Annotated in this window: 12 protein-coding genes; 10 read left to right on the top strand and 2 right to left on the bottom strand. The window is 77.3% G+C overall.

The genetic code is table 11. The annotated features are described in order from the left end of the window. The first annotated feature begins 6 nt into the window (after nt 1-6). Nucleotides 7-3,147, top strand: coding sequence for a glycosyltransferase family 2 protein (locus CLV35_RS15950; RefSeq protein WP_121194493.1), 3,141 nt, complete (start codon nt 7-9; stop codon nt 3,145-3,147). Next, complete coding sequence (locus tag CLV35_RS15945) at nt 3,144-4,736, top strand: DUF5719 family protein (protein ID WP_121194492.1); 1,593 nt, start codon at nt 3,144-3,146, stop codon at nt 4,734-4,736. The genes CLV35_RS15950 and CLV35_RS15945 overlap by 4 nt, the downstream gene beginning before the upstream one ends. Nucleotides 4,737-4,749: 13 nt before the next feature. Here the strand turns inward: CLV35_RS15945 and CLV35_RS15940 are convergent, their stop codons facing one another. Continuing rightward, entirely contained in the window at nt 4,750-5,184 is a 435-nt protein-coding gene (locus CLV35_RS15940; protein ID WP_231121931.1) for a metallopeptidase family protein, read from the bottom strand. A 65-nt stretch (nt 5,185-5,249) separates the two neighbouring features. Between CLV35_RS15940 and CLV35_RS15935 the strand changes: the two genes are divergently transcribed. The 8 genes from CLV35_RS15935 (at nt 5,250) to CLV35_RS15900 (ending at nt 14,781) form a co-directional block, all read left to right on the top strand. After that, nucleotides 5,250-6,656, top strand: a complete 1,407-nt coding sequence (locus CLV35_RS15935; protein WP_231121929.1) for a glucose-6-phosphate dehydrogenase — start codon at nt 5,250-5,252, stop codon at nt 6,654-6,656. Further along, on the top strand, nt 6,653-7,705 hold the full coding sequence (locus tag CLV35_RS15930) for a glutathione S-transferase family protein (protein WP_121194490.1): 1,053 nt from the start codon (nt 6,653-6,655) through the stop codon (nt 7,703-7,705). The genes CLV35_RS15935 and CLV35_RS15930 overlap by 4 nt, the downstream gene beginning before the upstream one ends. A 155-nt stretch (nt 7,706-7,860) precedes the next feature. Next, nucleotides 7,861-10,656, top strand: coding sequence for an ATP-binding SpoIIE family protein phosphatase (locus tag CLV35_RS15925; protein ID WP_147431994.1), 2,796 nt, complete (start codon nt 7,861-7,863; stop codon nt 10,654-10,656). 79 nt (nt 10,657-10,735) lie between these two features. Continuing rightward, a complete protein-coding gene (locus CLV35_RS15920) occupies nt 10,736-11,089 on the top strand; it encodes a DUF3499 domain-containing protein (protein WP_183062030.1) in 354 nt (117 codons plus the stop codon). A 24-nt stretch (nt 11,090-11,113) separates the two neighbouring features. Further along, nucleotides 11,114-12,478, top strand: coding sequence for a phosphomannomutase/phosphoglucomutase (locus tag CLV35_RS15915; RefSeq protein ID WP_121194487.1), 1,365 nt, complete (start codon nt 11,114-11,116; stop codon nt 12,476-12,478). Further along, complete coding sequence (locus CLV35_RS15910) at nt 12,475-12,678, top strand: Trm112 family protein (RefSeq protein WP_121194486.1); 204 nt, start codon at nt 12,475-12,477, stop codon at nt 12,676-12,678. The genes CLV35_RS15915 and CLV35_RS15910 overlap by 4 nt, the downstream gene beginning before the upstream one ends. Nucleotides 12,679-12,712: 34 nt before the next feature. Next, entirely contained in the window at nt 12,713-13,864 is a 1,152-nt protein-coding gene (locus CLV35_RS15905) for an SIS domain-containing protein (protein ID WP_231121927.1), read from the top strand. Then, nucleotides 13,861-14,781 carry a cation diffusion facilitator family transporter gene (locus CLV35_RS15900; protein ID WP_121194485.1) on the top strand — a complete coding sequence of 307 codons (921 nt, stop codon included), beginning with the start codon at nt 13,861-13,863 and terminating at the stop codon, nt 14,779-14,781. Before CLV35_RS15905 ends, CLV35_RS15900 begins: the two co-directional genes overlap by 4 nt. Here the strand turns inward: CLV35_RS15900 and CLV35_RS15895 are convergent. Next, nucleotides 14,778-15,446 (bottom strand): acVLRF1 family peptidyl-tRNA hydrolase, encoded by a 669-nt coding sequence (locus tag CLV35_RS15895; protein WP_121194484.1) that lies wholly within the window; start codon nt 15,444-15,446, stop codon nt 14,778-14,780. The two genes, CLV35_RS15900 and CLV35_RS15895, sit on opposite strands and share 4 nt — an antisense overlap.

The following is a 15,446-nucleotide window of genomic DNA, read 5'->3' as shown; positions in this document are numbered from 1 at the left end:
CCCCGGATGACACTCGCCCCCGACACCGGAGAGCTGGGCCTGGTCGCCTCGCGCCGGCCCGTCGAGGCCGGTTCCGACGGCGCCTGCGGCGCCGGAGACGGCGTCCAGGTGACCGCCGTGCTCGTCTGCCACGACGGCGAGCAGTGGCTGGCCCGGGCCCTGCGCGGGCTCGCGCTCCAGCACCGGGCGCCCGACCGCGTCGTCGCGGTCGACGTCGGCAGCCGCGACGGCACCCGGGCGCTGCTCGACGCCGCACGGACGCGCGGCGAGGTCTCCGAGGTCGTCGAGGTCGACCGGCGCAGCGGCTTCGGCGCGTCGGTCGCCGCCGCCCTCGCGCACGCCGGGCCGCCGGTCGCCGGGTTCGACCGCGACCGGTTCCACTGGCTCCTCCACGACGACTGCGCCCCCGAGCCCGGCGCCCTCGCGGCCCTGCTCGCCACAGCCGCGGCCGACCCGAGCGCGGGGGTGCTCGGGCCCAAGCTGGTCGGCGGGCGCGGCGGGCGCAGCCTGCTCGAGGTGGGCGTCAGCATCTCGGCCGGCGCCCGGCGCGAGACCGGGCTCGAGCCCGACGAGCTCGACCAGGGCCAGCGCGACGGCGTCCACGACGTCCTCGCCGTCAGCACCGCCGGCATGCTCGTGCGCGCCGACGTGTGGCAGCGGCTCGGCGGCCTCGACCCGGCCCTGCCGCTGTTCCGCGACGACCTCGACCTGGGCTGGCGAGCGCGCTCGGCGGGCTACCGCGTCGTCTGCACCACCGACGCCGTCGTCCGCCACGCCGAGGCCGCCCGACGCGGCCTGCGCCCGCTCGCGGCCGTCCGCGGCCGGGCCCTGCGCGCCGACCGCCAGGCCGGCCTGCGCGCCCTGCTGCTCAACAGCGCGCCCTGGCTGCTGCCCGTGCTGCTCGTGCGCCTGGTCGCCGCCTCCTGCGCCCGGGCGCTCGCGCTGGTCCTCGCCGGAGCGCCCCGCGCCGCCGCGACCCAGCTGGTCGCCCTCGCCGGCGCCCTGGGCCGCCCCGACCTGCTCGTGGCCGGCCGCTGGCGCCGCTGGCGCCTGCGCAGCGACCCGCACGCGGCGGTCCGCCCCTACCTCGCCCGGCCGGGCACCACCGTGCGGCTCGTGCGCGACGCGGCCGGCGCCGTCTTCGCGCCCGGCGCGCAGCGCGAGCGCCGGGCCACCCCGTGGCAGGTCGTGCGCCCGCCGCTGCTGCTCGTCGCGGCGCTCGGTGCGACGGCGCTGTGGTCGGGCCGCGACCTGCTCGGCCGCGGGCGCGTCGTCGGCGGCGCCGCCGGGGTGGCGCCCGGCTCGCTCGGCGACCTGCTCCACGCGCTGACCGGCTCCTGGCAGCCCGTCGGGCTCGGGCGCGCCGGTGCCGGGCCCGACTGGCTGGCGCCCTTCGCGCTGCTGTCCGCGGCGCTCGGCGGTCGTCCGGCCGTGGCGCTCGACGTCGTGCTGCTCGGCGCGGTCCCGCTCGCCGGCCTGGCCGCCTACGTCGCGCTGGCGCCGCTCGTGGCCGGCCGCGGCCTGCGGGCCTGGGCAGCCGGCGCCTACGCGCTGCTCCCGGCCGTCGTCGGCGCGGGCGCCGCCGGCCGGGTCGGCACCGCCGTCGCGGCGGTCCTCCTCCCGCCCACCGCCCGCCTGGCGGCCTGCGCCTGCTCGGGGCGCTCGCTGCGCTGGCAGTCGGCCGCCGGCGCCGGGCTGCTGCTCGCGGTCGTGTCGGCGGGCGCTCCGGTGGTGTGGGCGCTGGCCGCGGCCGGCGCGCTCGTCGTGCTCGCCGCCTCGCTGGCACGGCCGCGCCGGCTGGGCGGCCTGGCCGCGCGGCTCGCCCTCGCGCTGGCCGTGCCCGTCGGGCTGCTGCTGCCCCAGGCCCGGGCGCTCGCCTCCGACCCGACCGCGTGGACGCGCTGGGTCGGCGAGGCCGGCTGGGCGCTGCCCGGCCTCGCCGACGCCCGGCTCGACCCCTGGGACGTCCTGCTGCTCCACCCCGGCGGTCCCGGCGCCTACCCGCTCGTGCTCTGCGCGCCGCTGCTCGCCGCGGCGCTCGCGGCGCTGCTGCTGCCCGGCCGACGGGCCGGCGCCGTACGCGTGTGCTGGGCGCTCGCGCTCCCCGCGCTCGCCGTCGCCTGGCTCACCACCACCGTGCGGCTCCCCGGCCCGGTGGCCGGCAGCCCGGTTCCGGCGTGGCCCGGGGCGTCGCTCCTGGTCGCCGGCGCGGCCCTCGTCGTCGCCGCGGCGCTGGGCGCCGAGGGCGCCCGGGAGCGGCTGCGGGGCACCAGCTTCGGCTGGCGCCAGCTGGGGTGCGCGGCCCTGGCGCTCGCCGCCGGCCTCGCCCCCGTCGGCGTCGCCGCTGCGGTGCTCGACCCCGGCGTGCCCGGCCTGTCCGCGCGCGGCAGCGCCCTGCACCGGACCGGCGCGCCGCTGCCCTCCTTCGTCAGCGCTGACCTGGCCGGGCCGGAGCACCCGCGCGCGCTGGTGCTCTCCGGCACCGCGTCAGCCGTGCGCTGGTCCCTCGACCGCGGGCAGGGCGCCGCGCTCGGCTCCGAGGCCGGCGCCGGCAGCAGCGCCGCCGAGCGGGCTCTCGGCGCCGCGGTCGCCGACCTGGTCTCCGGCCGCGGCGGCAGCTCCGCCGCGCACCTGCCCGGGTTCGCCGTCCGCTACGTCGTGCTGCGCGCACCGCTCGACCCCGCCCTGCTCCGCGCCCTCGACGGAACCCCCGGCCTGGCCCGCACCGGGCGCCAGGACCCCGACGCGCTCTGGGAGGTCGCCGCCGACCGCACGGCCGGCGTGGCCGCCCGGCTGCGCCTGACCGACGCGTCCGGCGCCACGACCGCGGCGCTGGAGTCCCGGCGCGTCGGCGCCACCGACGAGCTGGCGCCCGGCCCCGCCGGCCGGCTGCTCGTGCTCGCGGAGCCGGCCGACGGCGGGTGGCGGGCCAGCGTCGACGGCACCGCCCTGGAGCCGGTGCCCGCTCCGGCGAGCACGCCGTGGGCGCAGGCCTTCGCCGTGCCCGCGGGCGGCGGCACCCTGCACCTGCACCACTCCGACGCCGCGCAGCGCACGGAGCGGTCGGCACGGCTGGTGCTCCTCGGCGTCGTGCTGCTGCTGTGCCTGCCGCTGCGCTCCCGTCGAGGCCGGGAGGCCGCTGCATGAGTCGCCCGGTCCTCTCGCTCGCCGCCGTCGGGCTGCTGCTCGCCGGCGGCGTGGTCGGTGCGCAGGCCGCCCGCGGCGAGGCCGGCCCCGCCGCAGCCCGCGCCCCGCGCGCCACGACGACCCCGGTGGCCGCCGCGGCGCTGGCCTGCCCCGACCCGGTCACCAGCGCAGGGTCATCGGGCAGCGCAGCGTCATCGGGCAGCGCGGCGTCCTCCGGTGCGGCGTCCTCGGTCGTGGCCGCGGTGTCGCCGTCGGCACGCACCGCGCCGGCCCGCGGCCAGCTGTTCGCCCGCCAGCTGCTCGGCCGCAACCGGCTGCAGGGCGACGCGCTGCCCGGCGGCGGGCGGGCCGGTGTCGTCACCACGCGCGGCGAGCTGCTGCACGCGGTCGTGCCACCGCGTACCGGTCCGGTCGTGGTGCGGGCCACCGGCGCGCTCGCCCCGGGCGCGGCCGCGGCCCAGTTCACCCGCGTCCCGGCCGGTGACACCACCAGCGCCGCGGGCAGCGCCACCGCCCGCGGCACCGGCCTGGTGGACTGCGCGGCGCCCAGCACCGACGCCTGGTTCGTCGGGGGAGCGGGCGGTGTCGGCCGCACCACCACCCTGTACCTCTCCGACCCCGACCCGGCGCCCGCGCTCGTCGACGTCGTCGCCTGGGGGCCTGACGGGCCGATCGGGTCGCGCGCGCTGCGCGACCTCGTGGTCGGCGCCACCGGTCAGCGCGTCGTCCGGCTCGACGCCGAGCTGCCCGCCGACGTCTACGCCCTGCACGTCGTCGCCCGGCAGGGCCGCGTGGCCTCCGCCCTGCGGGTCAGCGAGACACAGGGCCTGCAGCAGCTGGGCTGGGACTGGGTGGCGCCGTCGCAGGCGCCCGCCACCCGCCAGGTCGTGCCCGGGGTGCTCGGCGGCTCCGGCACCCGCACGCTGCGCATCGTCGCCCCCGGCTCGAGCGGCGCGGTCGTGCGCGTCTCGGTGCTGGGCGTCGACGCGACCCTGCACCCCGACGCCGTCAGCGCGGTGGCCGTCGACGCCGGCACCGTCGCCAGCGTCGACGTCTCCGAGCTCGCCGGGCGCACGCCCGCCGGACTTCTGCTCGAGTCCGACGTCCCCGTCACCGCTTCCGTGCTCGAGCGGCAGGGGGCCGCCGTCGGCTCGGGCACCGCACCGGCCGACACCGCGTCGCTGCCGGCCGCGGAGCCCACGCGGGCGGGGGAGCGCGCGGTGCTGCCCTACGTCGCGACCGGCACCGGGCGCTTCGCGGAGCTCTCGCTCAGCGCCCCGGAGGCGGGCGCGACGGTGCGCGTGTCGCCGTTGGCCCGACCCGGCCGGGCCGTGGCCGGCGGCTCGAGGACCGTGCGCGTCGAGGCCGGGCGCACCGTGCAGCTCGAGCTCGACACGGCCGTCGGCGTCTACGCGCACGGCGTGCTCGTGCAGGTGCTCGAGGGCTCCGGCCCGGTCTGGAGCGCCGGCACCCTGCGCGAGGCCGGCAGCGACGGGCCGCTGATCACCGCGCTCGCGCTCCACCCGCAGCCGCAGGTGGTGCGGGTGCCCGCCGCGGTCGAGGACCTGCGGCTGGGCTCCGGCTCCTGAGGAGCCCGGCGAGCTAGTCCTCGCCCGCCAGCCCGTAGCCCGGGTCGACGGCCTCGGGCGAGAGCCCGAGCAGCTCGGCCACCTGCTCGGTGACGACGTCCTGCACCAGGTCGGCGAGGTCGCGCCGGTCGAGCGCCCGCGTCTCGAGCGGGCGGCGGTAGACCACGATGCGGGCGGCCAGCGCCCCGGTGGAAGGGAACGCGCGGCCCAGCGGCACCGGGTCGGGGCTCTGCGGCGGCGCGTCGGTGGGCGGCACGTCCTCGACCGCGACCTCGAGCCCGCGCAGCTGGTCCTCCCAGCGGCGCTCGAGGTGCTCGACGGCGTCGAGCACCATCTCGTCGAACACCTGCGCGCGCGAGCGGGTCAGCGGCAGCCCCGGCGGGCTGAGCGGCCCGCGCAGACCGCGCCCGTGCCGGTCGCGCCGGCGGCGTCGCGCGGCAGCATCCACGAGCGGCAGCGTACTGGCGCCGGTGCCGATGCGTCGGCAGCGCCCGCGCTGGGCAGGCAACACCCGTGACAGAGACGCGTCCCTCAGAGCCCACCGTGTTCGTCCTCTACGGCGCCACCGGCGACCTCGCCGCCCGGCTGGTGCTGCCGGCGTTCTTCCGCCTGGCCCAGGAGGACCTGCTGCCCGAGCAGTGGGTCCTGGTCGGCAACGGACGCGGCGACGTGTCGCACCTCGACTTCGCCGAGCACGTGGGCGAGGTGCTCGAGGAGTTCGGGCCGAAGCCGGGCGAGGGGCCGTGGGAGGAGTTCCGCACCCGCCTGCGCTTCGCGGGCGGCGGCTTCAGCTCCGACGACCCGGGCAGCCTGCTCGACGTGCTGGAGGAGGCCGAGCGCGAGCTCGGCGGGTCGCCCCAGCGCATCCACTACCTCGCCGTCCCGCCGAGCGCGTTCGAGGGGCTGACCGAGGCCCTGGGCAAGCACGGCCTCGCCGAGGGCGCCCGGGTCGTCTACGAGAAGCCCTACGGCACCTCGATGGAGAGCTTCGAGCGCCTCGACGCCGCTGTCCACGAGGTGTGGCAGGAGGACCAGGTCTTCCGCATCGACCACTTCCTCGGCAAGGAGGCCACGCAGGACCTCCACGTCGCCCGCTTCGCCAACCGGCTGCTCAGCGAGGTCTGGAGCGCCGAGCACGTCGCCCAGGTGCAGATCGACGTGCCGGAGACGCTCGACGTCGCCGACCGCGTCGAGTTCTACGACGAGACCGGCGCGACCCTCGACATGCTGGTGACACACCTGTTCCAGCTGGCGGCCGAGGTGGCGATGGAGCCGCCGGTGTCGATGGGCGCCGACGACCTGCAGGAGGCGCGCGAGACGGTCATCGACGCCTTCCGGCCGCTCGACCCCTCGGAGGTGGTGCTCGGCCAGTTCGAGGGCTACCAGGACATCGAGGGCGTCGAAGAGGGCTCGCGCACCGACACCTACGTCGCGGCGCGGCTCTGGGTCGACACCGGCCGCTGGCACGGGGTGCCGTTCCTGCTGCGCACCGGCAAGCAGCTGGCGCAGAGCGCCCAGCGCGTGAGCCTGGTGCTCAAGGACTCCGACGAGCTGGTGAGCGGCGTCCCCGCGCAGGGCAACGTGCTCACCTTCGACCTGTCCGGCGACGGTGCGATCGAGGTCTCGATGGTCCTCAAGCGTCCCGGCGCCGACGACGTGGTCGAGACCGCCACCTCGACCCTGCCGCTGTGCTCGGTGCCCGCGGCCGACCCGCTGCCCGCCTACGTACGCCTGATCCTCGACGTCCTGCGCGGCGACCGCTCGCTGTTCACCCGTCCCGACGGCCTGCGCCACGTGTGGGAGGTGGCCGCCCCGCTGCTCGACGCGCGACCGGACCCCCTGCCCTACGCGCGCGGGTCCTGGGGACCCGCCGAGGCCGACGCGCTGGCCGCACCCGGCTCCTGGCTGCTGGGCGCATGAGCACCACACCGGACCTCAGCGGCAACAGCGGCTACGTCATCCCGGGCGGCGAGTTCACCCGTGACCAGCGCTACATCGCCACCCGCATCACCGCCGACGGCCGCGACGGCTACCCCGTCGAGGCGGGGCGCTACCGGCTCGTCGTCAGCCGCGCGTGCCCCTGGGCCAGCCGTGCCGTGGTCGTGCGCCGCCTGCTCGGGCTCGAGGACGCGCTCTCGATGGCCATCGCCGGCCCGACGCACGACTCGCGCAGCTGGACCTTCGACCTCGACCCCGGCGGCCGCGACCCCGTGCTGGGCATCGAGCGGCTGCAGGAGGCGTTCTTCGCCCGCTTCCCGGGCTACGAGCGCGGCATCACGGTGCCGGCGATCGTCGACGTGCCCACCGGCCAGGTGGTCACCAACGACTACGCGCAGATGACGCTCGACCTCGAGACCGAGTGGACCGCCTTCCAGCGCGAGGGCGCGCCCGACCTCTACCCCGAGGCGCTGCGCGACGAGATCCACGCGGTCGACGAGGTGGTGTTCGCCGACGTCAACAACGGGGTCTACCGCGCGGGGTTCGCCGGCTCGCAGCGCGCCTACGAGCGGGCCTACGCCCGGCTGTTCGACCGGCTCGACTGGCTCTCCGAGCGGCTCTCGACCCAGCGCTACCTGGTCGGCGACACGATCACGGAGGCCGACGTACGCCTGTTCACGACGCTCGTGCGCTTCGACCCCGTCTACCACGGCCACTTCAAGTGCAACCGGCACAAGCTCGAGCAGATGCCGGTGCTGTGGGCCTACGCCCGCGACCTGTTCCAGACCCCGGGCTTCGGCGACACGGTCGACTTCGTGCACATCAAGCGGCACTACTACGAGGTGCACCGCGACATCAACCCGACCGGCATCGTGCCGGCGGGCCCGCTGCTCGACGGCTGGCTCACGCCGCACGGGCGCGAGGAGCTCGGCGGGCGGCCCTTCGGCGACGGGACGCCGCCCGGACCGGTGCGGGAGCACGAGCGCGTGCCGGCCGGCCACACCCCGCTGGACACGGGCACCCCCGGCTGAGGGCGGGCACGCGGCGGCCCTCCGCCGGTGGGTGGCAGAGTGTGCGCGCGGACTCCGCTGGTCGAGACGAGGCCGGCACCGACGCAGCGGGTTGGGGACAGGTCGCACGGCAGGGCCGTGCGACGCGACGTCGGAGCAGTGGAGAGGGGTGGGACGTGAGCGCGCCAGCGCTGGAGATGGACACGCTGTTCGACCAGCTGCCCACCGCCTACCTCGTGCTCTCGCGCGACCTGGTCGTCCTGACCGCCAACGCCGCCCTGCTCCGCCTGACCGGCCGCAGCCTCGGCGAGCTCGTGGGACGGCCGCTGTTCGAGCTGTTCCCCCCTGCGCCCGACCGGCTCGAGGCCGACGGCACCAACCCGCTGCAGACCTCCTTCGAGCGCGTGCGCGACACCGGCCGCGCCGAGCGCCTCTCGGTGGTCCACTACGACCTGCCCGACGCGTCGGGCGCCCTGCGCCGGCGCTACTGGTCGCTGGTCAACGCCCCCGTGCTCGACCCGGGAGGCCGCTGCGTGCTGCTGGCCCAGTGCGTCGAGGACGTCACCGACTACGTGCTCGACCGCGCCGCGCGCGAGGGCGTCGAGCCGCCCGCGACGGGTCCGGCGGAGGTCACCACCTCGCGCCGCAGCGTCGAGGCGGTCGAGGCCGACCTCGTACGCCGTGCCGAGGAGCTGCGCGGCGCCCTCGAGGCCGAGCGCACCGCCTCGCGCCGGCTCGCCGGCTTCGCCGGCGCCGTCCTGCAGCTGGCGCTCGCCGACACCGTCGACGACCTCGTCGACAAGGTGCTCGCCAGCGGACTGGCGGCGCTCGCGGCCGAGGGCGGGGCTCTCGCCCTGCGCGACGACGCCCGCGGCGTCGTCCGGCTGACCACGAGCGGCTACCCGGGCGCGGCGCAGCGCACTGTCGAGCTGCCGCTCGACGCCGACGTCCCCGCTGCCAGGGCCGCGCGCACCGGCGAGCTCGTGGTGCTGGGCGACCGGGCCGCCGGGCTGGCCTGGTCGCCGCACATGGCCGAGCTCTACGCCACGAGCGGGCAGGAGGCGTGGATCGCCCTGCCCCTGCGCGTCGGCGACCGGGTGTTGGGCTCGATCGCGGCCTCCTGGGCGCAGCCGCGCACCTTCGGCCCCGAGGAGACCGGCCTGCTGGTCGCCTTCGCCGCCCAGTGCGCCCAGGCGCTCGAGCGTCTCGAGGTGCGGCTGGCCGAGCAGCAGGTCGCGACGCTGGTGCGCCAGATGTCCGAGACGCTGCAGCGCAGCCTGCTCACCGAGCCCCAGCAGCCCGAGGACCTGCGCATCGTGGTGCGCTACCGGCCCGCGGCCGAGCAGGTGCAGGTCGGGGGCGACTGGTACGACGCCTTCCGCACGCGCGACGGCTCGACCAGCCTGGTGGTCGGCGACGTGGCCGGGCACGACCGCGACGCCGCCGCCCTGATGGGCCAGGTGCGCAACCTGCTGCGGGGTGTCGCCTACACGCTGCCCGGTCCGCCGTCGTCGGTGCTCGGCGTCGTCGACGCCGCCATGCGCGACCTCGAGGTCGGGGCGCTGGCGACTGCGCTGCTGGCCAAGCTGGAGCCGGTGGAGGAGGCCGGCGACGACGCCGCGGGCGGCGTGTCGGTGCTGCGCTGGGCCAACGCCGGCCACCTGCCGCCGCTCGTGCTGGGCGCCGACGGCGCCGTGCGCCTGCTCGACGACGACCCCGACCTGCTGCTCGGCCTCGACCCCGACTCGCCCCGCACCGACCGCCGCCACGTGCTGCACCCCGGCTCGACGGTGCTGCTCTACACCGACGGGCTGGTCGAGCGCCGCGGGCGCAGCCTCGACGACGGGCTGGCCTGGCTCGCCGCGGCCGCCGCGCGCCTGGCCGACCTCGACCCCGAGGACCTGTGCGACGCGCTGCTGGCCGAGGTCGCCGGCACGGCCGAGGACGACATCGCGCTGCTCGCGCTGAGCGCGCGCCCGGCCGGCCCGGCGCGCGCCGACGCCACCTCGGCGCCCGGCCGCTCCTCGGTCGTGGTGGCGTTCTCCGAGCGGTTCGCGCCCGACGCGGCGGTGCTGCGCACGGTGCGCCGCCTGGTCACCCACCACCTCGAGCTGCGGGGGATGGGCGAGCGCGCCCTGGAGGGTGCGATCGCCGTCAGCGAGCTGGCTGCCAACGCGGTCCTGCACGCCCGCACCGAGTTCGAGGTGCGCGTGCTCGACCTGCCCGACGGCGTGCGCGTCGAGGTCCACGACGGCTCTTCGACCATGCCGCTGCCGGGGCCGCTGGGGGCCGAGGCGATGAGCGGGCGCGGGCTCCAGCTGCTCGAGCAGGCCACCGACCGCTGGGGCGTCGACCCGCGACCGGGCGACGGCAAGACGGTGTGGTTCGAGATGAGGGCGCAGGAGAGCGCGCTCCCCGACGACGACGAGGCCTCGCCGACCGCCGACCAGCTGGTCGAGATGTGGGCGCGCCACGACGACCCCGCCTCCGAGCGGCCCGGGGCGCCGCACCGGGTGCTGCTGCGCGACGTGCCGGTGCGCGAGCTGCTGGCCGCCAAGCTGCACATGGAGGACCTCGTCCGCGAGCTCAAGCTCGTGCTGATCGACGAGCGCCGGATGGTGAGGGCCGAGCACGTCGACCCGCACGTCGTGCACCTGGCCCGGCGCCTCGACGCCGCGGTCGACGAGTTCAGCGACGGGCGCCTGCAGCTGCGCAGCCAGGCGATGCTCGCCTCGGCCGCGGGCTACGAGCGCGCCACGCTCGAGCTGAGCCTGCTGCCCGAGGCGGCGAGCGCCGCCGAGCGCTACCGAGACGCGGTCGAGGAGGCCGAGGCCCTGGGCGACACCGGCGAGCTGCTGGCCGGCGGGCACGAGCTCAAGCGCTACTCCGCGCTGCGCCGGTGGTACCTCGGCGAGGTCATCAGCCAGCTGCGCGGGGGGGTGCCGTCGCCCGGTCCGGGCCGCTCCCGGTGACGCGCGCCGCGCGACGCCGAGCGCCCGCGCGTGCGTGGCGTGCGGCCGCTGAGGCTCCGCGCGGCCTATGGTTCTCGCCGTGAGCCTGGTACGCCGTTGCAGCCGCACCGCCTGCGGGCGCCCGGCCGTCGCGACCCTCACCTACGTCTACGCCGACTCGACCGCGGTGCTGGGCCCGCTCGCGACCTACGCCGAGCCGCACTGCTACGACCTGTGCGCCGAGCACGCCGAGCGGCTGACCGCGCCGCGCGGCTGGGAGGTCGTCCGCCTCGCGCTGGGCAGCGCCGCACCGCCCCTGCCGGTCGACGACCTCGAGGCGCTGGCCGACGCCGTGCGCGAGGCGGCCCGGCCGGCCGAGGGCGGCTGGGCAGAGCCGGCCGGCAGCGGCGGGCGGCGGGGCCACCTGCGGGTGCTGCGCGGCACCGACGGCTGACGCGCCGCCGGTAGGCTCTGGCGCGTGGCCGACCTCTCCAAGATCATCAAAGCCTACGACGTCCGCGGGCTCGTGGGCTCCGAGCTGACCGAGGACCTCGCCCGCGCCGTCGGCGCCGCGTTCGTCCAGGTCCTCGGCGTCACCAGCGTCGTGGTCGGCAAGGACATGCGCCCGTCCTCGCCCGCGCTCTCGCGGGCCTTCGAGGAGGGCGCGACGAGCCAGGGCGCCGACGTGCTCGACATCGGGCTCGCCTCGACCGACCAGCTCTACTTCGCCTCCGGCTCCCTCGACCGGGCCGGCGCGATGTTCACCGCCTCGCACAACCCCGCCGCCTACAACGGCATCAAGCTGTGCCGGCCCGGCGCCTCGCCGGTGGGCCAGGAGACCGGGCTCGCCGAGATCTCCGCGCTGGTCAGCCGCTACCTCGACGACGGGCTGCCCCCTGCCGTCGCGACGCCCGGCACGGTGACCGAGCGCGACCTGCTCGCCGACTACGCGGCCTACATGCACCAGCTGGTGCCGCTGGCCGCCGCACGGCCGCTCAAGGTCGTCGTCGATGCCGGCAACGGCATGGGCGGGCACACCGTGCCGACCGTCTTCGCCGACCTGCCCTTCGAGGTGGTGCCGCTCTACTTCGAGCTCGACGGCGACTTCCCCAACCACGAGGCCAACCCGCTCGAGCCGGCCAACATGGCCGACCTCCAGCGCGCGGTCGTCGAGCAGTCCGCCGACATCGGGCTGGCCTTCGACGGCGACGCCGACCGCTGCTTCGTCGTCGACGAGCGCGGCGAGATCGTCTCCCCCTCGACGATCACGGCGCTGGTGGCGGTGCGCGAGCTGCGCCGCGAGCCGGGCGCGACCGTCATCCACAACCTCATCAGCAGCCGGGCGGTGCCGGAGATCGTCCGCGAGCACGGCGGCACGCCGTTCCGCTCGCGCGTCGGGCACTCCTACATCAAGGCCGACATGGCGCGCACGGGCGCGGTCTTCGGCGGCGAGCACTCGGGCCACTTCTACTTCCGCGACTTCTGGAAGGCCGACTCGGGCATGCTGGCCGCCCTCCACACGCTGGCGGCTCTGGCCGAGGCGCCTGCCGGCACCACGCTGAGCAGCCTGCTGGCCGACTACACCCGCTACTCCGCCTCCGGCGAGATCAACTCCGAGGTCTCCGACGTCGCCGAGCGCACCGCGGCCGTCGAGGCCGCGTTCGCCGGGCGCGAGGGCGTCACGACCGACCGGCTCGACGGCCTGACCGTGAGCTCGCCCGACTGGTGGTTCAACCTGCGCCCCTCCAACACCGAGCCGCTGCTCCGGCTCAACGTCGAGGCGGCCGACGCGGAGGCGGTGGCCGCCCTCCGAGACGAGGTGTTGGCTATCGTCCGGGCATGAGCGAACCCAGCCCGGCAAGCCTCGCGGAGCAGCTCGGCCTCGACCCCTGGCTGCTCGAGGTCCTGGCCTGCCCCGACGACCACGCGCCCCTGCGCGTCGACGTCGCCGCCTCAGAGCTGGTCTGCACCCGCGACGGGCTGGCCTTCCCCGTGCGCGACGGCATCCCGGTCCTGCTGCTCGACGAGGCGCGACGCCCGTGAGCCGGCGCGGCGCCACGCCCGCAGGGGCGGCGCGGTGACCGGCTCGCTGCAGCCCGACGACGCGCTGCTCGACAGCCCGAGCGGCATCGAGGCGGCCGACCCCGGCGAGGTGCTGCGCGCGTGCGCCACCGCGGGCGCCCAGGTGCGCAGCGCGGCCCGCGCCACCGCCGAGGCCGGTGCCGGGCGAGTCGCCGCCGACGGCCGCCCGCGCGCGGTCGTCGTCGCGGGGGCGGGCGCCGCCGGCCTGGCCGGCACGGTGCTCGAGGCGGTCGCCGGGCCCGTCGGCGCCGTACCCGTCGTCTGCGTGCACCACCTGACCCTGCCCGGCTGGGTCGGCCCGCTCGACCTGGTCCTCGCGGTCTCGGCGAGCGGGCGCACCGAGGAGACGCTGGCGGTGGCCGAGGAGGCCGCGCGCCGCGGCGTACGCCTGGTGACCGTCACCGCGAGCGGCTCGCCGCTGCACGCGCTCGGGGAGCAGGCGCGCGCGCTGCACGTGCCCGTGCAGCGCGCCGGGCGCTCGGCGCGGGCCAGCCTGTGGTCGCTCGCCGTGCCGCTGCTCGTCGTCGCCGACGCGCTGGGCCTGGCGGCCGTGCCGGCGAGCGACCTCTCGGGCACCGCCGACGTGCTCGACCGGCTCGCCGCCGACTGCGCGCCCTCGGTCGAGGTCGGGCTGAACCCCGCCAAGGACCTCGCCCTCGCGCTCGCCGGCACCTTGCCGGTCGTGTGGGGCACCTCGCCCGTGGCCAGCGCGGCCGGCGCCCGGCTGGTGGCCCAGCTCGCCGCCGCCGCCAAGCTGCCCGCGCTGCTCGGGGAGCTGCCCGACGTCGTCCACTCCGGGGCGGCCGTGCTCGACGGCCCGCTGACCAGCGACGACGGCGACGACATCTTCCGCGACCCGTTCGACTCCCCGCCGGGGCTGCGGCTGCGCGTCGTGCTCGTGCGCGACGCGGTCGAGCACCCGCGGGTGGCGGCCCGCGCAGTCGCGCTCGGCACGGTCGCCGAGCGGCGCGGCGTGCCGCTCACCGTGCTGCGCGGCGAGGGCGAGAGCGCCCTCCAGCGGCTCGCGGCGCTGGTCGGGCTCGCGGACTTCGCCACCACGTACCTCGCGCTGGCCACCGGCGTGAACCCTGCGGCCGACCTCGCGCTCGACGAGGTCGCCGGACGCACCCGAGAGGCCGGATCGTGAGCTCGCACGGCGGCAGCCGCGCCATCCTGGCGGCGCTCGGCGCCAACCTCGGCATCGCAGCGACCAAGTTCGTCGCCTTCGCCCTCACCTCGTCGTCCTCGATGCTCGCCGAGGGCATCCACTCGGTCGCCGACTCGGGCAACCAGCTGCTGCTGCTGGTCGGCGGCAAGCGGGCGCGCAAGGACGCCGACGAGTCGCACCCGTTCGGCTACGGCCGCGAGCGCTACGTCTTCGCCTTCATCGTCTCGGTGGTGCTGTTCAGCGTCGGCGGGCTCTTCGCGCTCTACGAGGCCTTCCACAAGTGGCAGCACCCCGAGCCCATCGAGGGCCGCTGGTGGTGGGTGCCGCTGGTGGTGCTGGTCATCGCGATCGGCCTCGAGGGGTTCTCCTTCCGCACCGCCGTCCACGAGTCCAACCCGGCCCGGGGCTCGCGCTCCTGGGTCGAGTTCGTGCGCACCGCCAAGGCGCCCGAGCTGCCGATCGTGCTGCTGGAGGACGCCGGCGCGCTCGTCGGCCTGGTCTTCGCACTCTTCGGCGTGGGGCTCACCCTGCTCACCGACGAGGGGCGCTGGGACGCGGTCGGCACGGCGATGATCGGCCTGCTGCTGGTCTGCATCGCCACGATCCTGGCGGTCGAGACCAAGTCGCTGCTGCTCGGCGAGGCCGCCAGCGCCGAGTCGGTCGCCCGTATCCGGGCGGCCATCGAGGGCAACCCACGGGTCGAGCGGCTCATCCACATGCGCACGATGCACCTCGGGCCCGAGGAGCTGCTGGTGGCGGCGAAGATCGCCGTGCGCCACGACGACACCGCTGCCGCCGTGGCCACCGCCATCGACGAGACCGAGGTGGCGATCCGGGCGGCCGAGCCGATCGCCCGGGTGATCTACCTCGAGCCGGACATCTGGCGCCGGCCCTAGGGCCGGGCGGCGTCGCGGAGCACGTCGTGCACGTCCACCTGCACCGCGCGCACCTGCGCGGCGCACGCTTCTAGGACGTCGCGACGGGGGTCGGGCACGGCCAGCACGCGGGCCGAGACGAGCGGGCGCAGCGGCGCGACCCGCCGGTCGGCCAGCACCTCGGCGAGCATGTCGCGGTCGCCGCCGGTCACGAGCTCCTCCAGGCCCCCGGCCTCCGGCAGCAGCACCCGCACGGCGGCCTCGACCGCCGCCTGCGCCGCCTCGTGCGCCTGGCCCTCTCGGCGCCGGGCGAAGCGCTGCTGCGACCAGCCGCCCGCGGCGCTGCGGCCCTGGACGTGGCGCCGGCCGACCTTGCTCGCGACCACCCGTGGGCCGACGACCACGCCGGCCGCGTAGCCGCCGCGGCGCACGAGCAGCAGCCCGAGCCGCCGCTCGCGCGAGGCGTGGCGCACCAGCCGGTCGACCGGGTCGGCGTCCGCCGCGCCGGCGAGCGGCGGTGACGGCACCTCGACCCGGGCCACCGACCCGTCGCCCGCGAGCACGGTCACGAGCCCGGGGGAGGGCTCGACGCGTACGCCGCCGTGCCGCTCCGCGAACGTCGCCAGCCAGCGCGCGAGCCGCTCGGGCGCCACCTCGACGCGGCGGAACGGCTGGGAGGTGGTCAA

The organism is Motilibacter peucedani, from assembly GCF_003634695.1.
Classification (GTDB): Bacteria; Actinomycetota; Actinomycetes; order Motilibacterales; family Motilibacteraceae; genus Motilibacter; species Motilibacter peucedani.
The sequence above is the reverse complement of the archived record's forward strand: the minus strand, read 5'-3'. Positions and strand labels throughout refer to the sequence as shown.